This window comes from uncultured Succinivibrio sp. (assembly GCF_902756765.1).
GTDB lineage: Bacteria > Pseudomonadota > Gammaproteobacteria > Enterobacterales > Succinivibrionaceae > Succinivibrio.
In genome coordinates, this window is record NZ_CACVSS010000001.1 from 26549 (window position 1) to 47289 (window position 20741).

The 20741-nt window shown below is 39.9% G+C and carries 14 protein-coding genes; 10 read left to right on the forward strand and 4 right to left on the reverse strand.

All coding sequences use genetic code 11. The features are described 5' to 3' along the window. Together QZU45_RS00130 and QZU45_RS00135 are read left to right on the forward strand one after the other, a co-directional pair. Window positions 1-489, forward strand: a complete 489-nt coding sequence (locus QZU45_RS00130; RefSeq protein ID WP_031491369.1) for a YajQ family cyclic di-GMP-binding protein — start codon at window positions 1-3, stop codon at window positions 487-489. A gap of 15 nt (window positions 490-504) precedes the next feature. Beyond that, entirely contained in the window at window positions 505-1776 is a 1272-nt protein-coding gene (locus QZU45_RS00135) for an AmpG family muropeptide MFS transporter (RefSeq protein WP_295350073.1), read from the forward strand. 91 nt (window positions 1777-1867) lie between these two features. Here QZU45_RS00135 and QZU45_RS00140 read toward each other — a convergent pair whose 3' ends face one another. Beyond that, complete coding sequence (locus QZU45_RS00140) at window positions 1868-5410, reverse strand: hypothetical protein (RefSeq protein ID WP_295350076.1); 3543 nt, start codon at window positions 5408-5410, stop codon at window positions 1868-1870. Window positions 5411-5459: 49 nt separating this feature from the next. Continuing rightward, window positions 5460-5930, reverse strand: coding sequence for a type III secretion system chaperone (locus tag QZU45_RS00145; RefSeq protein ID WP_295350079.1), 471 nt, complete (start codon window positions 5928-5930; stop codon window positions 5460-5462). Window positions 5931-6519: 589 nt separating this feature from the next. On the opposite strand from QZU45_RS00145, the gene QZU45_RS00150 reads away from it, so the two are divergent. From QZU45_RS00150 to QZU45_RS00185, 8 genes are all read left to right on the forward strand, one after another. Then, the gene (locus QZU45_RS00150; protein WP_295350082.1) at window positions 6520-7878 is read left to right on the forward strand and encodes a Na(+)-translocating NADH-quinone reductase subunit A; all 1359 of its coding nucleotides are present in this window, start codon (window positions 6520-6522) and stop codon (window positions 7876-7878) included. Window positions 7879-7881: 3 nt separating this feature from the next. Further along, window positions 7882-9132, forward strand: coding sequence for an NADH:ubiquinone reductase (Na(+)-transporting) subunit B (locus tag QZU45_RS00155; protein ID WP_295350085.1), 1251 nt, complete (start codon window positions 7882-7884; stop codon window positions 9130-9132). Further along, window positions 9119-9910, forward strand: a complete 792-nt coding sequence (locus QZU45_RS00160; protein WP_295350087.1) for a Na(+)-translocating NADH-quinone reductase subunit C — start codon at window positions 9119-9121, stop codon at window positions 9908-9910. The genes QZU45_RS00155 and QZU45_RS00160 overlap by 14 nt, the downstream gene beginning before the upstream one ends. Further along, window positions 9903-10559 carry an NADH:ubiquinone reductase (Na(+)-transporting) subunit D gene (locus tag QZU45_RS00165; protein WP_031491364.1) on the forward strand — a complete coding sequence of 219 codons (657 nt, stop codon included), beginning with the start codon at window positions 9903-9905 and terminating at the stop codon, window positions 10557-10559. Before QZU45_RS00160 ends, QZU45_RS00165 begins: the two co-directional genes overlap by 8 nt. Window positions 10560-10561: 2 nt before the next feature. Beyond that, on the forward strand, window positions 10562-11161 hold the full coding sequence (gene nqrE, locus QZU45_RS00170; RefSeq protein ID WP_295350094.1) for an NADH:ubiquinone reductase (Na(+)-transporting) subunit E: 600 nt from the start codon (window positions 10562-10564) through the stop codon (window positions 11159-11161). A gap of 9 nt (window positions 11162-11170) precedes the next feature. Next, window positions 11171-12397: an NADH:ubiquinone reductase (Na(+)-transporting) subunit F gene (gene nqrF, locus QZU45_RS00175; protein WP_295350097.1), complete on the forward strand. Its 1227-nt coding sequence runs from the start codon at window positions 11171-11173 to the stop codon at window positions 12395-12397. Window positions 12398-12556: 159 nt separating this feature from the next. Then, a complete protein-coding gene (locus QZU45_RS00180) occupies window positions 12557-13942 on the forward strand; it encodes an ATP-binding protein (protein ID WP_295350100.1) in 1386 nt (461 codons plus the stop codon). A gap of 263 nt (window positions 13943-14205) precedes the next feature. Further along, on the forward strand, window positions 14206-16137 hold the full coding sequence (locus tag QZU45_RS00185) for a hypothetical protein (protein ID WP_295350103.1): 1932 nt from the start codon (window positions 14206-14208) through the stop codon (window positions 16135-16137). A 13-nt stretch (window positions 16138-16150) separates the two neighbouring features. Here QZU45_RS00185 and QZU45_RS00190 read toward each other — a convergent pair whose 3' ends face one another. Both QZU45_RS00190 and glnD read right to left on the reverse strand, forming a co-directional pair. Then, entirely contained in the window at window positions 16151-17788 is a 1638-nt protein-coding gene (locus QZU45_RS00190) for an AAA family ATPase (RefSeq protein ID WP_295350106.1), read from the reverse strand. Between the two features lie 280 nt (window positions 17789-18068). Then, window positions 18069-20729 (reverse strand): [protein-PII] uridylyltransferase, encoded by a 2661-nt coding sequence (gene glnD / locus QZU45_RS00195; RefSeq protein ID WP_295350108.1) that lies wholly within the window; start codon window positions 20727-20729, stop codon window positions 18069-18071. Between the last annotated feature and the right edge of the window lie 12 nt (window positions 20730-20741).

Below are 20741 nucleotides of genomic sequence, written 5' to 3' on the forward strand. Positions count from 1 at the left end.
ATGCCATCATTTGATATTGTTTCAAAACTGAAAAAAGATGAAGTTCAGAATGCCGTAGACAATGCAAACCGTGAACTTCAGACTCGTTATGATTTCAGAGGCGTTGAAGCTTCTTATAATTTTGACAAGACCAAGAACACCGTTAAGGTTGAGGCTGACGAGGAATTTCAGGTTCAGCAGATGGATGAAATTCTGAGAATGAAGCTGGTTAAGCGTAACATCGAGGCTACTGCAGCAGAGTTCTCCGAGATTACCCGTTCAGGCAAGAAATCAATCCAGAACGTTACCTTTAAGGAAGGTATTGACAAGGAACTTGCCAAAAAGATTATCAAGATTATCAAGGATGCCAAGCTTAAGGTTGATGCAAAGATCAACGATGATATTATCCGTGTAACCGGAAAGAAGCGTGATGATCTTCAGGCAACCATTGCACTTGTTCGCGAAAGCAAGATTGAACAGCCACTACAGTACGAGAATTTCAGAGACTAACTAAGAGAGCATAAATTGAGCATTCTATCAGAGGAAAGAAAGACACTTCTCCGTCAGATATTTTCTATAAAAATGGGGCTGTGTCTGTGTCTGGGATTCGCCTCTGGAATGCCTCTGTTTGTGGTTCTTACTCTTATCGGCGCCTATCTGAGAAAGGAGGGCGTTGATTTAAAGGAAATCGGCCTGTTCTCACTGGCTTCCTTCCCTTATACCTGGAAGTTTGTCTGGGCTCCTCTGGTTGACCGCTACAATCCTTTTGGTATCGGCAGACGTCGTGGCTGGATAATTCTATCTCAGATCTTTGTATTTGCCTCTATTTTTATAATCGGTCTGTTTGATGCTAAAAATCAGACCATGATTATTGCGGTTATTACTCTTATTCTGTCTTTCAGCTCAGCCACGCAGGATATTGTAATTGATGCCTACAGACGAGAAATTCTCGCTGACAATGAGCTTGGTCTCGGTACTTCGCTGTTTATCGCCGCCTCAAGAGCCTCAAGTCTGATCCCTGCTGGCTTATCATTAATTCTTGCCGAGTTTATCTCCTGGGAGATGGTTTTCTATATAACCGCTTCCTTTATGCTGCCTTGTCTGGTACTGTCCTTTTTCTTAAAGGAACCTCTTTCCATAAATGCACCTCGTAATCTTAGAGAGGCGGTGGTTGAACCTTTCAGAGAGTTTGTTACCCGCAAGGGCCTAAAATCTCTGCTTTTAGTAATTCTGTTTGTGTTCTGCTACAAGCTGGGTGATTCCATGGCAACAGCTCTGGCCACACCTTTCTATATAGATATGCACTATGATCTTTTAACTATTGGTCTGGTGGCTAAAAACTGCGGTATCTGGTCGATGATTATCGGTGGTATCATCGGCGGTGTAATCATGCTTAAGATCGGAATCAATAAAGCTCTGTGGGTGTTTGGATTTGGTCAGCTGATTACAATTCTGGGCTATGCTCTTTTAGCTCATGTGGGGGAGGGGAGTGATGTATCTCCCTCAATCTGGCTACTCGCAGCGGTGATTATTGCTGAATATCTCGGAGCTGGACTTGGAACGGCTGCGTTTGTAGCATTCATATCAGCAAAAACCTCAAAGGCTTATGCCGCAACCCAGTTTGCTCTGCTTACTTCACTGAGCGCTGTACCTCGTACCTTCTGCAATGCTACTACCGGATATCTTGTGGAATCTCTTGGGTGGGAGAATTTCTTCTATCTGTGTACTGTTCTGGCAATTCCTGGAATGCTGCTGCTCTTTAAGGTTGCACCTTTCAATTCTGAAACCACAGACTAATTTCTTTGAAATCTATCTCATAAGGTGTTTGTACTCAGACTAACGCGGCAGTATGCCGCATTAGATGATGTTTTCTGGTCAGTTTTTCTTCCTATAAAGAAAAGTCTGATTTAAACTCGAAGTCCTTAGGATCAAGCATAACCTCATTGCCAATACGTGCAGCAACGTTACCAGAGCGTTTACGGTTACCGCCATCGGCAGTCTCTTCAGCATATGCATCAATTTCCTGCATAACTTCGTTCATGATCGCCTGAATTTTGATCTGGTCTTCCTCACTACGCGAAATCTGCAGAATTTCTATCATATTTTGAATCAACTGTCTGATACCGCCGTTATTCTTTTTAAACTTAGAATCTTCGTTACCGACCACAATCTTTTTGGCCTCTGCTTTGAAGCCTTCTTTATTAAGCTTGGTTACAGCTGTGTTCATAGCAAGTTTTACACTAGAAGGGAAATCCTCCTTTCTGTTACCAAGGTTATCGCCTTTACGTGTAAAGACTGTAGCAAGAGAGCCGCAGTGCAGCATTGATTCTTTAACATCAGTGCTGCGTCTGCCTCTGACCTGCATTCCTGGTGAACGTGACTTCTGATCCTCTTCCTTGGAAATGGTGCTATTGTAGATACCATGGGTTTCTGTCTTTAAATACAGTCTTCTAGGCTGTCCGTTTACAGCTGGCAGAGTAAAGTAGTGAAGCGTCTTCATTCCTCCCATCAGACCGCCTACTCCTGTAGGTATATCCAGACCTCTTGGCATATTCATATGTCCATCAACTGTATTATGGTGATACTGTTTGGCATGTGTAGAAGTTCTTGTATATACCTCTTTACATGTATCCAACCACTGATACAGTCTACCGTCTGGATCTGAGATTGAGAATGCTCCTCTTTCGTTGAATTCTTTTTTATTCAGCGTTGCTGCATGCAGTGCAAGAGTCAGGCAAGCAACATTCCGGGTAGTTGCCTTGTGTCTGAAACCGTTGCCTGCCAGTACGTCCTTAAGAATTTCACGCCCCTTTTCCACTCTTGCCTGTATTAGAGCTTTAAGTTCTTCAACATTCTTAGGTCTCTGTGCGTCTGGTGTTTCCATGATCATTTTTTCATATTGAGACTGTACGAAAATAACGTTGGTATCACCAATATTTACAGAAAGGTTTGGAGGGATCACAAATGGAGGTTTAGAACTGATCTCAACCGGAGTATTGTTTATAAGTGGTGACTCATAGACTTTTGCCTCTAATAGTCCGTCTCCGCCCAATCTTCTGTTTTCTGCTTCCTCAGGATGGGTTTCCTTCATAACATTCTTCTCTGAGAATGCCTCAAAGAAATGCTCTCGATTCTCTTTAGAAACTGTAATCTTTGCAGTACCGTCTGCAGCAATCTCAAGTACAGCTCCTGAGTTCTGAGCTACTTTCTCAAGTAATGCTTTTGCTGCTGCATTTAAAGGTTCGTCGCAGTTATAGACTATTGAGTCTCCATCAACATGAGCCTGCCATGGAACTCTACTCTCCTTTATAACTTCAAGATGCTCAAGTGCAACAGATTTATCTTTGCTTACCCAGGTAGTAGGGGATGTCAGCTTTTCAAGATTTTCGATTGTATTTATTGCCTTTTCCTGAATCTCAGGGCCTTCTGCCTGCAGGTCGTCATAAAGATGGATCTGGTTGTCAGCGACATTTAAAATCTTCTGCAGGGAGTCATAGAATTCTTTCTCCTTCTCGATTATGTCGTCGGTTATTTTCTTACGGAGTTTGACTTCAGCTTCATCAATACCTGGTTCATTTGGATCAAATGCTTTTTTGTAATCATCAAAGAGCTTCTCAATTTTTCCATCATTCTTCGCATTTCTCATCACGATAACACCCTTAAGTTTGTTAAAACGGGTGTCATCATCAAACACAGAGAAGTTATTGAAACGAGGTTTAGTTATAACATCGCCGCCTATTCCAAATGTATAGGTATCTTTGAAGGTAAAATCATCATCAACCTCCAAATACTTGGAATTACCCTCAAGAGAGTGACCTGGGTCAATAGCAAAGAATTTGCCCTGTGAAATTCCCTTGTTCTGTCCGCGGGAACCTACAGCGTCTCGATCTGCGGTTACCAGGAAAAATCCCTTGTATTTTCCGAGATTTTCAACAGGTAATCCCTTTGGAGAAACAATTCTTCCGTTTCTGAGGAAGCCTCTTTCAAAATCTTTATAGTCATCAGCATATTTTGCTTCAAGCATGATCTTAGGATGTCCGTCTGAGTATTTTGCTCTGACAATTTTCAGTTCCTGAGTTGGGATTCCAAGAATACGTGACAGATCATTGGCAAGGGCTTCGGTTACGGCTCCTGCAGAAACTGAATCGGCAGTTTTTGCTGAATTCAGACGATAGAGAGTACCGAATCTACGGTTATGGGCTACACGCTCAGGTCTCATGAACCTACCCGCGTGGGCGGCATTTTTTTTCTTTAGTCGGTCTGCCTCATTGTAATCAAGCTTCATGATGTGATGAGTATTAAAACGCTTGAAAACAGGATACTCAAGAATAAGATTTTTGTCTTTAACTCCTAAAACAGCATTGCGAATCTGAACAAACAAACCTTTTTTGAGAAGCTCTGGATCAACATCTTTATAGTTCTGAGGATCGTAGGCATGAAATTTTTCTTCAAATGCCTTATACATTTCGCTGTCAGGATTTTTCATTTCCTGTTCAATTATGAAATCCGCAACTGCAGACATTACAGCCGGATGAGCATAGCCGCATTTCAAGATCTGTTCTCTTAGATCAAGACCTTCACAGGCCATACGTAGACTATCGTTCTGTTTTTTCAGATTATCAAGAATCTTTATACTTTCCTCAGAATCCCACTCCTGCATCAGACTTCTAGAATCATTTAATGACCAGTCCTGATGATATATAAAGCCAGGTTCAACACCGTTATCCTTAAGTTTTTCAAATACCATCGGATTCAGTGTTGAGCGGTTGATTGGCATACCAACACCAATTTTTCCGGCTTTGACATGATCTTCTACAGAGGTATCCTTAGCGCCTAACTGCTCTTTTAGATTTGCAAGTCCAGTTGCCTCGTTTTCTGCAAATTTTTTCTCGGTGACTACGTCTCCAAGAGCTGCTCTCTCGTAGCCCTCGTTTCCTATAACATAATCAATTTCTGCAGTTATTCTTTCAGACACCTTTTTAAATAAGGTATTCTCATCCTTGATTTCTTTAAAATTAATGTTTGAAAAAGGCTTTGAACTGAGATTCTGTCTGATCTGCGCTCTTTTTTCTCTTGGCAGTTCTCTGAAAGATGGGTCAGTATCAAGCTGACGGGTGATTTCTCTTGCGAAGCGTCTCATTTTCAGCTGTGAGATCTGTGAAAGGGTTTTTTTGATATCACAGGCTCTAAGAGATTTCTTAGTCTGGATTCGGTGGTTTAGGACAGTATCAAAGGCATGCTCTCCAAATACACCATATTTTTCAGAAAGAGCCTTACGGAACGCTTTAATTGTGTTTTCGTTGGTTTTTGCATCTTCTGAAAAAATCAGATTACCAAGTTTTACCTTATTATCCTCATCAACAACAATGTCTCTTGAGCTAAATATTGTTGAATTTGCTGCATTAATGAAGGATTGAAGCTTATCTGTCATAATACCTCACCGCCCGGGATTTATTCTTTTTGATTCCTTTCTGAGCTTTTTAAGACATCATTCCTATGCTGGTTAATCTGTCAAGTTCTTCATGTTTCTCATCGTTATCAGCTGTTGTATTGATTCTGTCTATCCACATATCACAGAGCTGAAGCATCTTTTCAAGTGTGTCAGTAAAATCTTCAATATCTTTTGTTATTTCATTTAGTTCGAACAGATAGTTATAAATCAGAGTTTCACTCTGAGGTTCAATGGTAAAGTAGCCTCCGGCTGTATCCTTGCCAAACAGAGCACCTACCAGAAGGTCACGATAGACATTTTTTGGGGTATCTTTCTTTAGAGTGCAAACTTCAATAAAGCATAGAACCCTTGCCGTATCTTCGATTAGTTGCAGATTGATGTTATATTTCTCATCGACATTGACAGAAACCAGACCATCTTCATCTGGCTCGAAGGCGTCTATTCCTGTTTCCTTCCTTACTTCTGCTAAAAATGCCTTGTAGGCTTCCATGTTTGTCATTTTTACTTCCTAGGGCTACGAAAAAATTGTCTTGTATAATTCAACGTACAGTTTTAATCAATCAGTTTTAATCAATTATAAATTAAATTGCACTACAAATGTAAATGAATATTGTGTTTTGTGATCCTCGGTAAATATTATACTTTCAGTTTCTCTGAAGTCTTTTTTCTTTTAATCAGTCAGTGACGTTTGTAGCGCAAATTTTTTCGTCTGACAGTCCTTGATGAGACTTCAGCTTCCTCGTTCTGATTTCTTTTTTTTGTACAGGTGATTTTTTTTGAGAGTTGAACCTCATTTTTGAGGTTTAGGTGAAGAATGATAAAAATTTTAAAAAAAAGCTGAGCTCCTTTTTAGAATTTGTGAAAGGAAAATTGTTTTCACTTTTAGACCTAAATCTAACATTTAAGATTTAAAGATATTTAATTGGTATCAAAAATGGAAAACACGTCCCATAAATGCTAAAATCACTGCGAACACTTGCCTGCGTAGAAAATGTGATTTTTTTTTATAAAAAAGTCACGCTTTTTTATGTCGATGGCATGTAGGTAACTAGGATAAGTCTCCTTAATTAAATTTATTGGAACCGTCTATGATTAACATCAAAAAAGGATTGGATCTGCCTATTGGCGGCAAGCCTGAACAGTCGGTGAATGAGGGACCACAGGTAAAGCATGTTGCTTTAATCGGCACTGATTACATTGGTCTTCGTCCATCAATGGCTGTTGAAGCTGGTCAGAAAGTCAAAAAAGGTCAGGTTCTCTTTGAAGATAAGAAAAATCCTGGAACACGTTTCACCGCTCCTGCAGCAGGTACAGTTGTAGCTGTTAACAGAGGCGAGCGTCGTGCTTTCCAGTCTTTAGTAATTGAAGTAGATCCTAACGGTGAGAGTGTTGAGTTTAAGAAAACTTCCTCTGACAATCTGTTAGGCCTGTCCTCAAAAGAAGTTGTTGATGAGCTTGTTGAGTCTGGTATGTGGACAGCATTCCGTACTCGTCCTTTTGACAAGGTACCTGTAATCGGCTCATTACCACATTCTATTTTCGTAACAGCTATGGATACCAATCCTCTTGCTGCTGATCCTAAAGTAATCATCGATGCAGAAGCTCAGGCTTTCGCTGATGGTATTAAGGTATTGAGCCGCATAGGCGATTTCAAGGTATACGTATGTAAGGGCGCTTATGAGCTTCCTTCTGTAAACCTTCCAAATGTACAAGAGGAAACCTTCGTAGGTCAGCATCCAGCTGGTTTAGCTGGTGTTCACATCCACAACCTTGATCCTGTTTCAGAGACCAAGACTGTATGGCATATCGGCTATCAGGATGTGATTGCAATCGGTCACCTGTTTGTTGAAGGTGAACTGTATAACACCCGTGTTATTTCAATTGCAGGTCCTCAGGCTAAGAATCCTCGTTTAGTAAAGACCCTAATGGGTGCATCAACTGCTGAACTGGTTGCAGATGAAATTATTCCATCAGCATCAGGTGTTCGTGTTATTTCCGGCACTGTTCTATGGGGTAACATCGCAGTCGGTCCATATGCATACATGGGTAGATATCATCAGGGAATCGCTCTTCTTGAAGAAGGCAAGAACAATGAGTTCTTCCTTTCAAACTGGATGGGTCTAGGTGCACGTCGTCACTCAGCAACCCGCGCATTCCTTGCAAACTTTATCAAACCAAGTTCTTATATTTTCAATACCGCTTTAAATGGCGGTCCTCGTTCAATCCTACCTATCGGCTGCTACGAGAAGGTACTTGCTCCATATGATGTAGAAGCAATTATGTTATGCAGAGCAATCGATATGAACGATACCGATCAGGCTAAGCTTTTAGGTATTCTTGAATTTTCTGAAGAAGATATTGCATTGGCTACTTATGTTTGCCCAGGCAAAAATGACTTCGGTCCACTGCTTCGCAGAAGCTTAACCAAGATCGAAGTGGAGGGTTAATAAGTGTTATTAGATGCATTAAAGAAATTCTCCCTTCTATTTACCAAGGGTGGACTATTATCATGGTTCTATCCTTTATATGAGGGTACTTTCACTTTCCTATACAGTTCAGGCCGTGTAACAACTGGTAGAACCCACGTTCGTGATTTCGCTGAATTCAAGCGTATCATGATTATTGTATGGTTCGCAGTTTTCCCTGCTATGTTCTGGGGTTTCTATAACATTGGTAATCAGACAGTAACTGCTATTGCCTCTCTGCCAAATGCTATGGATATCGTTTCACAGAGCTACAGCCTGTTCAGCGGTGACTGGCACTATGCAATCGCACAGTTATTCGGTGCTTCATTAGGTACTGATGCCGGTCTTTACTCAAAGATGGTAATTGGTGCGGTTTACTTCCTGCCAATTTACATCGTTGTATTCGCTGTCGGCGGTTTCTGGGAAGTTCTATTCTGCCTGGTTCGTCACCATGAAATTAACGAAGGTTTCTTCGTAACTTCTATAGTGTTCGCACTGGTTGTTCCACCAACCATGCCATTATGGCAGGCTGCTTTAGGCATTTCTTTCGGTGTTGTTATCGGTAAAGAAGTATTCGGTGGTACTGGTAGAAACTTCGTAAACCCTGCTCTATGCGGTCGTGCTTTCCTATTCTTTGCTTATCCTGCTTCAATCTCAGGTACCAACTGCTGGGTTCCAGTAGACGGTTTCTCAGGTGCAACTCCTCTGGCTCAGTGGGCTTCAGGCGGTGAAAAGGCATTAGTTGATGCAGCTGGTAATGCAATTAACTGGATGGACGCATTCCTAGGTAATATCCCTGGTTCAATCGGTGAAGGCTCAACAGCAATGATTCTTGTTGGTGCAGCAATCATCCTTGCAACCGGCGTTGCTTCATTCCGCATTATGGCTGGTATCCTAATCGGCGCATTCCTAACAGCTACATTGTTCAACTCTATTGGTTCAGTAACCAATAACATGTTCTCAATGCCATTCGCATGGCACGCTGTTTTAGGTGGTTTTGCCTTTGGTACTGTATTTATGGCAACCGATCCTGTATCAAGTTCATTCACCAACAAAGGTAAGTGGGCATTTGGTTTACTGATTGGTGTGATGGTTATCCTGATCCGTACCGTAAATCCAGCTTATCCAGAAGGTATGATGCTTGCTATTCTGTTCGCAAACTGCTGGGCACCTCTATTTGACTACCTAGCAACTTCACGCGATATTAAGAGGAGAGCTGCCCGTGTCAAAGCTTAATAAAGACTCAGTATTAGGTACCTTTGTTATCATTGTTACCTTCTGCTTGGTATGCTCAGTGCTGGTTTCTTCTGCTGTTGTAGCTCTGGATCCTTTCAAGACTGCAGCTGTAGCAAATGACCGTCAGGTTAATATTCTGAAGGTTTCCGGCTTTGAGGTTAAAGGCTCTGTTGCCAAGACTTTCAAAGAGCATATCGAATCACATCTGATTGATGTTGAAACCGGTTCTCTTGCAGATGACGTTGTTCCTGCTTCTCAGATTGAGGGCTACAACTTCGCTTCATTAGCTAAGAAGCCAGATTCATCAGTTAAGATTCCTAAGGACCGTGATGTTGCAGGTATCTTAAGCCGTGCTAAGTACATGCCTGTATACTTCGCAAAGGATGAAAACGGCAAGGTTGCCCGTGTAATTCTTCCTTTCTATGGTCAGGCTCTATGGTCTACCGTATATGGTTATGTTGCACTATCTCCTGTTGATGCTAACACCATTTTAGGTGTTACCTTCTACTCACATGGTGAGACTCCAGGTCTAGGTGGTGAGATCGATAACCCACGCTGGCAGGCTTTATGGGTTGATAAGAAGTTAACCAATGAGAACGGCGAGTATAAGTTCCATATTGTTAAGAATGCTGCTGATAAGAATCATGAAATTGATGCTCTGTCAGGCGCAACCTTAACTTCAGTTGGCGTAGATAAGACTGCTGCTTTCTGGTTGGGTGACGCTTACAAACCATTCTTAGAGAAACTAAGCAAAGGGGAGATCATTGTAAATGAGTAAGGGTCCAAGTCTAAAGGAGATATTCCTAACTCCAATCATTGCAAATAACCCTGTAATGATTCAGATCTTAGGTATCTGTTCTTCTCTAGCTGTTACCTCAAGCATGAAGACTGCTTTCGTTATGGGTCTGTCTGTAACTGCTGTATGTTCATTAGCCAACCTGGCTATTTCAATCGTACGCAATTACATCCCTAACTCAGTACGTATTATTGCTCAGATGACAGTTATTGCATCACTGGTTATTCTGGTTGACCAGATCTTAAAGGCTTTTGCTTACGATCTGTCAAAGCAGTTATCAGTTTATGTTGGTCTGATTATTACCAACTGTATCGTTATGGGTAGAACCGAGGGCTTTGCTCTTAAGTCAGCTCCTCTTCCATCACTTCTAGATGGTCTTGGAAATGGTTTAGGCTATATGCTGGTTCTATGCGTTGTTGCAACTATCCGTGAATTATTCGGTGCTGGCACTTGGTTTGGTATGACCGTATTAGAGTCCGTTAATAACGGAGGCTGGTATGTTCCATGCGGACTATTAGTAATGCCACCATGCTCATTCTTCCTATTAGGTCTTCTAATCTGGGGTGTTAAGTCATTCCGTAAAGATCTTCAGGAACCTCTTGAGTACGATACTCACAGGGAGGATTACTAATAATGTTAGAACATTATCTATCCCTCTTTATTAAGAGTGTTTTCATTGAAAACATGGCTCTGGCATTCTTCCTGGGTATGTGTACCTTCTTGGCCGTTTCCAAGAAAGTTACAACATCTGCAGGTTTAGGTGCAGCCGTTATTATGGTTCAGCTGTTAGCAGTTCCTGTTAATAACTTAATCAATACATACATCCTAAAGCCAGATGCACTTGTTGCTGGTCTTGATCTTTCATTCCTAAGCTTCATTACCTACATCGGTGTTATCGCAGCTCTGGTTCAGATTCTGGAAATCTTTCTGGATAAATACGTACCTTCACTGTACGCTGCTCTGGGTATCTTCCTGCCTCTGATTACCGTAAACTGCGTTATCTTCGCAGGTGTATCATTCATGGTACAGCGTGAATATACCTTCACCGAGTCAGTTGTATACGCTTTAGGTTCCGGTTCCTCATGGGCCCTTGCAATTATCATCTTAGCTGCTATTAACGAGAAGCTGAAGTATGCTAATGCACCAGGTGGTCTGCGTGGATTACCTCTAACCTTTATCACAGCAGGTCTGATGGCTGTTGCCTTCATGTCCTTCTCTGGTATTCAGTTATAAGGGGGATTCATGTTTACTATCGTTTCTGGTGTTGCAATGTTCGTTGCTATCGTAGTTATCCTGGTAGCATTGATTCTTGTTGCAAGAAAGTTCCTAGTTCAGTCAGGTGACATCACCATTGGTGTTAATGACGATCCAAAGCTGGACATGAAGTGTCCAGCAGGCGGTAAGCTTCTAAACGATCTATCTGAGAAGGGCATTTTCGTTTCTTCTGCATGTGGTGGTCGTGGTGCTTGCGGTCAGTGTAAAGTAAGAGTTACTGAAGGTGGCGGCAACGTTCTTCCTATCGAGTATTCTCACTTCTCAAAGAAGGAGATTAAGGAAGGCTGGCGTTTAGCATGTCAGGTTACAGTTAAGAATGACTGTAAGATTGCTCTACCTCCTGAGGTATTCGGTGTTAAGAAGTGGGAATGTGAGGTTATTTCTAACCACAACGTTGCTACCTTCATTAAAGAGCTACGCTTACGTATTCCAGAGGGTGAGGAAGTTCCATTCCGTGCTGGTGGTTATATTCAGATCGAAGCTCCTGCTCATACTGTTAAGTATGCAGATTTCGATATTGAGCCTCAGTTCATCGGTGCTTTCAAACACTTCGGTTTTGATAAGCTGGTTTCAAATGTTGATACTCCAACCATCAGAGCTTACTCAATGGCTAACTACCCAGGTGAGAAAGGTCTGATCATGCTGAATGTTCGTATTGCTACACCTCCATTTGGCAATCCATCAGCTCCTCCAGGAATCATGTCTTCATACATCTGGAGCTTGAAGCCTGGTGATAAGGTTACTATTTCTGGTCCATTCGGTGAGTTCTTCGCTCGCGATACCGACAATGAAATGGTATTCATCGGTGGTGGTGCTGGTATGGCTCCTATGCGTTCACACATTTTCGATCAGTTAAAGAGATTGAATTCAAAGCGCAAGATGTCATTCTGGTATGGTGCACGTTCATTGAACGAAGTTTTCTATGCTGACGAGTTTGATCAGTTAGCTAAGGAACATCCAAACTTCACATGGCATTTAGCTCTGTCTGATCCACAGCCAGAAGATCACTGGACTGGTTTAACAGGCTTTATTGCTAACGTTCTGTATGAGCAGTACTTACGTGATCACAAGAATCCTGAGGATTGTGAGTACTACATGTGCGGACCTCCAATGATGTCTAAGTCAGCTGTTGATATGTTACATTCACTGGGTGTTGAAGACGAGAATATCCTATTCGATAACTTCGGTGGTTAATAATCACAGTTGCATTAAAGCAATTTGAACAAAGGCCCAGGGGTAAAAATCCTGGGCCTTTAGTTTATTTGATTTAATATTATATTTTGAAATATTATACTTGAAAATATTATATTCTAAAATATAATAATTATAGATATATTATTTAAGAGGTGCTCTATGAAATTCGTTGATAGACTGAACGAAATGGCTACTTTGGATAATGAATATAGAAGAGATGGGGCATCTTTCGTTGTAGTTTATGGTCGCAGAAGAGTTGGTAAGACTGAGCTAATACGACATTTTATTAAGGATAAATCCGCAATATATTTTCTAGCAACCGAAGAGTCTGAAGCGATGAATCGTGAGGCTTTTAAAAGACAGGTTGCTGATTATCTAAATGATGAACTTTTACGAGAAGCTGTAGTAGAGCGTTGGGATTTGATATTTGAAAAGTTAGTTTCGTCTTCTAATTCACATAGAATTGTAATAGTAGTTGACGAGTTTCAATATATTGGAAAGAATAATTCTGCATTTTTGTCTGTATTTCAACGTGTATGGGATAATCTTTTATCAAAAGAAAACGTTATGGTCATTTTGTGTGGCTCTTTAGTTTCAATGATGATGTCCCAAACTCTTAATTATGATGCTCCTCTGTACGGAAGAAGAACTGCACAAATTCGCCTTCGTCCTATCAACTTTGAATATTATAAAGAGTTTTTTGACAACAACTATTCTGAAGAGGAACTTGTAAAACGTTATAGCCTCACAGGTGGTGTCCCAAAATATATTGAAATGTTTCAAAATTCCTCTGACTTACAGAATGCTATTAAAAATAGCTTATTGAATGTTTCAAGCTTTTTGTTTGATGAGCCAAATTTTCTTTTACAGAAGGAAGTAAGCGATATTGGTAGCTATTTTTCGATTTTAAGAGTTATAGCGGAAGGAAATCATAAAATTTCCAATATAGCAGGATTGGTTCAACAGAAACAGACGAATCTTCCTCGTTATTTAAATGTGCTTATTGATCTCGACCTTTTGGAAAGAGAAGTTCCTGTTACTGAAAAGAATCCTGATAAAAGCAAAAAAGGTCAGTATCAGATACGAGATAATTTCTTACGATTCTGGTTTAAGTTTATTTATCCAAACCGTAGTTATTTAGAAATGTCTCATAGTGATGTTGTTTTAAACCTTCTTTCCAAAAATTTTGTAGATGGCCATGTAAGTTATGTTTATGAACAGATCTGCCAGGAAAAGTTATGGACTCTATCTGCAAAAGGATTACTTCCAGGTATATTAGAGAGAGTTGGACGCTGGTGGGATAACTCTCATGAGATAGATGTTGTAGGTCTTTCAGAGAAGGATGATTTACTGGTTGTTGGTGAATGTAAATTCTGGAAGGGGCCTGTTGGATCGAATATATTGTATCAACTTGAGCAGAAAACTGCTTTTATTGATTGGCATAAGGCTTCGAGAAAGACAATTTACGTTATATTCAGTATCAACGGTTTTACTGATGATATTAAATCTTTAGCCCAGGGACGTGATGATGTCTTTTTGATCTGAGTTATCTAATAAAAGATTGAGAGGTACTCTATTAAAAATTAACTACATGTATAACTATTTATACAACAATTCATCCTGCTGAAAAATCAGCTTTTTCTTATACTAAACATAGGCTGTTCATTGTTTCCAATCACCAAAAAGGGATTTTTTTTTGATTAAGGTACATAAACGTTTTCAATAGTAATATAATCTCTGCTGAACATTAAAAACTAAAGCAAATACATATAAATATGAGGTTTCTTTCTTACTTATCTTTTCTATTGTTGACAGGAACTGTCCAGATCTCTCAGGCAGCTAATATCTGGGAAGCTGGTGAGTTAACCTATCCAAATAATGAAACTGAGGTAAGTGCATTTATCAATACTGAAGGAAATACTCAGCTACAGGCTGTGCTCTGTACTAAAGATTCTACTAATTCCTATCGCTTTACTCTTTTACTTCCTGAAAAACTTGATTCAGACTCAGTTATCAAAGTAATTATCAAGACTGATGATAACGAGGTTGAAGCTTATGCTGAAGTTTCTGGCAACAGTATGGATATTCAGATTGATGAAAGTCTGATGCTGTCCATTCCTGATTCCACAAAGATGACTTTATCTTTTGATAAGGATGATGCTGATTACCTCAGGATTCCTGCCAATATAGAAGTAAACATGCATGGTGCGGATATGACAATCAGAAACGTTGCTTCTGAATGTACGGCTCTTTGTCTTGGCAATGGATTTAAATGTAATTACCCTCTACTGTCATCTCTGTTATGGCCAAGAGATCAGTATAGAAGTGTTCAGATTGATGATATTGATGAGCTCTGCACTACTGCAGTAATGCCTGGCTACTATAAATTCAACCCGACAAAATCCTGTAAGCTTGCCCTGGACAGATTCTATAAGAAGGAAGGTGTAGGTCCTCTTTCTTATGTTTATAAGATTTTTAAGGATAAGAATTCAATATTCCAGCAGTACGTTAAGAACTGGAATGAAGCTGTAGCTTTATGTCCTTATTCAGCGTTAGACCTTCCTGTAACTGCCAGTGACAAGGAATGGTATCTGATCCTCTATTCTCTGGTAGGAAAAAATCACATCAGAGAATTTCCAAGCAGCTACTATTCTGTAAAGAAGTATACAGATGATCCAACGACACTGATATATGACATTGATAACAGATATGAGATGGAGCTTTTGAAGTATTCATCCGTGCTTTATAGAAGAGTTAAAGGTTCTGTATCTGCTGTCAATGCAGTAGAGAAAGCTCTTAAAACCTGGCAGGATTTCTATCGTCAGCTGGTATCAGCTCTGCCTTCAATTCATCAGGCACAGGCCGTAAGACCCGTTGTTTACAGAGAAATGATGCTTAGAGTCTGGAACCTTGCTGGAAAGCCAACCGGTCTTAAGATTCTTCCTGAGAATATGTTCAGGCAGGGAACCAACGGCAGAACTGCAACCTCTGAGCCTCTTGAAACTCAGTGTTCTTTCTTTGAAGGAAGCGGCGGTGATCAGTTCTTCTTTGCCTCTGAAGACTGCATCAAAGGCTTCAATGATTATATGAGAACTTCTCCTCTGAACAGTAAACTGTATCAGAATGTTGTGGACTCATGGAACAAGTTTGCCTCTAACTGGGCAGCCTCCCAGTTCTACACTGATGGTATTGATGATGCTGTTGGTGAACATCCACAGGCTAATCTGGCACTGACGATTATGTCTCTGTTTAAACTGTACGGTTTTGGTGACTATTTCCTTCTGCGTGAGTGTATCTCCAGCCGTGATGCTGATATCTGCGGTTATGAGCAGCACAAGGCATACAGCACTTATACCAAAGAGTTTAACAACCGTCTTGATTCAATAACCAATGCGTCTGATAAGGATGGCAGTAAACTTAATGCTCTAAATGCGCTGTGGCTTGATTACTACCACAATCTTGAAGAGTATCTGAAAGATCTTGTACAGAGAAACGTTATTCCTCTATGGAGGGCTGAATTTGCAAAGGCTATTGCCTGCGTGGTACAGACCAATGCAATTCTGAATTTCCCTTATGACAGGGAAGAATTCCCTCAGCTGAGTGATGATGAGGAATTCGAAGGTACAGATTCAGCTGGTAAGCGTTTTACTCTTGAGCAGAATAAACTTACCACTCCTGATGTAATTGAACCTGAGCAGGACGAGGACATCATCGATGATGACATCATCATTCCTGAGTAAGCTTTTCTTGCTTTTAAACTAGTTCCACTTTAATTATTTTCTTTTGTTCTGAAGAAATGATCATAGAGGCTCTTACGTGGGTGTGATTGTAAGGATCTTCTCCATAGGCTTTTTCTTTTATCTGAGCCTTCGCTTTTTCTCTGGCTTTTGGTTCTAGTTTATCTTTTTTTATCCTTTTAAATTCAATTACTAGTCTTGTTTTGGGAGTTTTCAGTTCAAGATCTGAATAACCATAAAGATTCTCCTGCTCTTTACTTTTTAAAAGACCAATTAAATTGATGTGTGAATAAATAATATCTCTCACGTCAGTTTCTGAATTGAACACTATTGTACTAGGCCCAAGACAGTCAGTTAGAATTGAGTTGAAAAGTTTTCTAATTCCTTCTAGATTCTTTTCATCGACATATTTAATTAGATTCTGATTTAAAGCAACACTTGTATCAGCACTTATTCTGAAGTTGCCGACAACTTCCTTAAGCTGAATAATTGAAGATTCAACCTCCTCATTAGGATACTCCAATTTAGCAAAATCTGGTGTGCCAATATTTCTTAGCGTGTAATATCCTGTTTGATATAAGAGTATATCTAGTGGTATACGATTAATATCTGATTTTTGCTCAAGTTCTATTGTTGAAACGTTATTGTCTTTTTTAGTTTTTTCTAAAAACTGTGTTTCTAGATATTTTTGCTTTAAGTGATTTACAAGTAGAGAAGGTGTTCCTCCATTACTTTCAAACCAGTAATTCTTAAAACCAAGATGAGGTTTGCTTAAGAAGGAAAGTATGGACCATGGATTGTAGACGGTTTCTTTGGCTTCAATTGCAAACTGAAAACCGTTGTATGTGGTTTTCAGTTTTGTATATGTTTCTTCTGGGCTGATCCCAAGAACTTCAGATGCATTTACGATGAAAGGCTCAAAATAATAATGCAATTCTTTTTCTGTGATTCCGACAAGTGATGCATACTGAGGGGCAAAGGAAATATCATTTTGATTATTAGCAGGTGATAAAAGGTGAACGGTTGATAATCGAGTTATACCTGTAATGAAAACGAAACGGAAGATTTTCTCACAACTTTTAATAGCTGCAAAGAATCGTCCAAGAACTCCTGTTATTTCGGATAATAACTTTGGATTATTCATTGCATGCACTATCGGTGCGTCGTATTCATCAATTAAAAGAACAATAGTTTTTGATTCAAATTTTTCGTCTTCGCTTATTATTCGTAAAAGTTCCTCACATCCGTAATCTCGTCCCTGATCATCTGAAACTTTTATGTCCACATAATTTGAAAGTTTGTGGACTAGATATCTGCAAATTCTTCTATTTAATTCTATTCCGTTTAAATCATAGAATTCTGAAAAATCCAAATGCAGAACTTTGTAGCTTTTTTTCTCTTTGTCAGCTTTCCATAATTTTTCAATTGCAAGTCCATGGAAGTCTTCAAGTCCTCTTGAGAACAAGGCCTCAAAGGTGGAGACTAAAAGAGATTTACCAAAACGACGAGGTCTTGATAAAAATATAGGTGCGCTATCATAGCGTGTTAGTTTATAAATAAGCTCAGTTTTATCAACGTAAATCTTGTTTGCTTCTCTTAAATTTACAAATCCGGTACTAGCTAATGGAAGTCTTTCTAAATTAATAGAACTCATAGTGTGCTCTATTTTGCCTTTATAGTCCGTAATCGAAGCAATACTGTTCACGCGTATGCTAATTGATCTTATGGTATTTAATATGGTAAAAATAGCAAAGTGTTTATTGCGAAAAAAAGCTCAGTCTGACAAAAAGAATCTTTCTGTTTTTGTTCAGAAGTATATCAAAATTTGTAAATTGATATGATTTTAATGAGCATAATCAGTTCTGAAATTCAAAATACACTTTGCGTAATCGTAAATATCAGTGGACAGTCTGTTCATTATGAGCTTAGTCATTTTAGATTATATCCAGCGCAGCTTTCAGCTCTAATGAAAGCTCATTCTTCTGAGATAATGAAAGCGGAAGTCCGTTGATATCGGTGATAGCAAAGTAGTCATCTGCTCTCTCACCGGTAGTGGTAATTCTGGCGGCGCTGATCTGATATCCGAGTCTTGCAAAGGTCAGAGCAATTCTTGCAAGCAGACCGTTTCTGTCTAGAGTAGAAATTTCAAGTTTTGTCTGTTTATCGTTTTCAGAATCAAGGTATACGATTGTTGTTGGCACGTCGAAAATTTTTCTCTCGGTCTTTTCTTTAGGTAGGATAAATTCTGTAGATTTCTCATCTATTCTGCTGAGAATTGTCTTTCTAAGACCATTCAGTCTTTCGGTGTCTATCGGCATTCCCTGTTTATTCTGGAACATAAAGGTGTAGAGAACATGCATATTGTTTGTCAGGAACACCTGTGCACTTACAACATTAAGCTGTTTTGAGGCCATGGTTTTGGCAATGTTGCCAAAGAGCATTGCTGAATTGCTGTAAGAATATACGAACAGTTCCGTACCGATATTTGGATTCTGTGAAAACAGCAGTAAAGGCTTATTTTCTGAATCATATCTTATGATATTCTTTAAGTGCCAGGAGATATCCTCAGGCTGATAATGCATGAAGTATTCGATAGGCAGCTGTCTTATATATCTTAGGAGAGCTGCCTTGTTGCAGTCTTCCTGCAGCAGAGACATAACAGTCTTCTGTTTTTCCAAAGCCTTGGTTTTAATGCTTGCAGCAATATCTGAGCTTTCCTGACTCAGGGCAAATCTTACAGACTGATAAAGCTGTCTGAAGATGTTATCCTTCCAGGAATTCCAAACATTCTCATTGGTTGCGGAGATATCAGCAACAGTCAGACAGTAGAGTTGGTTCAGATGCTCTTCGTCTTTGACGAAATAGCAGAAATTCTTGATGACCTCAATATCCGTAATATCACGACGGGTTGCTGTAGTATTCAGCTGCAGATGTGATTCTACCAGCCATCTTACCATCTGTGTCTGATACTCGGAAAAATCATGCAGACGACAGAACTGTTCTGCTTCTTTTGCTCCCTTAGCTGCATGGCTTCCGCCACGACCTTTGGCGATATCGTGAAGAAGGGCTGCGGTGATTAGCAGCTCGTGATCATTGATCCTCTTGTAGACGCTTCTGAAGAGCTGGTATTCTGGAAGTTTTGATTGGGACAGCTCATTAACATTCTTGATAACACGAATAGAGTGCTCATCCACACTGAAGAGGTGGAAACGATCAAACTGGGCTAGTCCCTCAATTCTTGCCCACTGAGGCATATAGCTTGAGAGTACACGTGTTTCATGCATAAGATTAAGAATCTTATAGGCACTGTCGGTCATTGAAAGAATGGTTTTAAGACGATAGCGGCACTCAGGAAAGGTAATCAGAGGTTCCTTGAGTTCTCGTCTGCCTTCTCTTAGAGCACGAAGACAGTTTACATGAATTTTTTCGATGTTTGGTCTTGTGGCAATAGTTACAAACAGATCCATGATCTTGGTTGGATCGCTTTTGAAAAGCTCAGGGTCAAGAACATCTATGTAGTGACCTCGCTGAACAAAGTCCCTGTTAATAAAGACCGGTTCAGAATAGTCTTTGCCTACATAGCCATGGGTCTGAAGCTGGATCAGCTGCAGAACAATATGATTGAGTTCCTTTACACGATGGAAGGTCCTGTACAGATCTCTCATCATGGCTTCAACCGGGGTATTGCCTTCTTCACCGTATCCAAGCATAGAGGAGACGGTTTTCTGAAAATCCAGTCTCAGTATATTGCTGTTGGAGTTGCAGTGAACCGCATATCTTACATCAAAGAGAAATCTCTGACAGGCAAGATACTCGTCATACTCAGATTTTGACAGCAGACCGACAGAGAACAGGGTATCTGTTTCTTTGGCCTTAAGAATCTTTAGAGATAGCCACTGCATCACCTGAAGATCACGAAGTCCGCCTGGATTATTCTTGATATCAGGTTCTAAAGAAAAGATGGTATCTCTGAAACTGTGGTATCTTTCATTCTGCTCATCATATTTAGCCAGGAAAAACTTCTCGTTATCCCAGACCCCGTCTGTATCTACAGATTTTTTCAGATCATCGTAAACTTCTGCAGATCCTGCAATAAAGTGAGTTTCAAGAAGGTTGGAGCGAATGGTGATATCGTTTCTGGAGGCAACAACCGTTTCCTTGATGGTTCTAACTGAAGAGCCGATATCAAGTCTTAAGTCCCAGAGAAAAGAAACAAAAGACTCTATTCTGCCTTTGGATTCAGCATCAATCTGATCTTCATTACAGAGGATCAAAAGATCGATGTCTGATCTTAAAAACTGTTCACGTCTGCCGTAGCCGCCAACGGCGATAAGAGCAAGGTGAGAGGAGTTCTCTCCAATAAAACTATTCCAAAGAATAGTCATCAGTTCATCAATGATATCTGATGAATTTCTGATTATTTCTCTGACATCAAATCCTTTTTTGAAACACTCTCTCTGATAGAGTTCAAAAAGGGAGATTCTTTCTCGGGCTTTTTTTATGTCATGAATATTTAAGCCGGAGAATGAAAACGGAAAAACTTCCTTAAGTTTTTCTTCATTGATTTTTCTTGGAATAGTTATTGATTCGAACATTACAGTCTACTT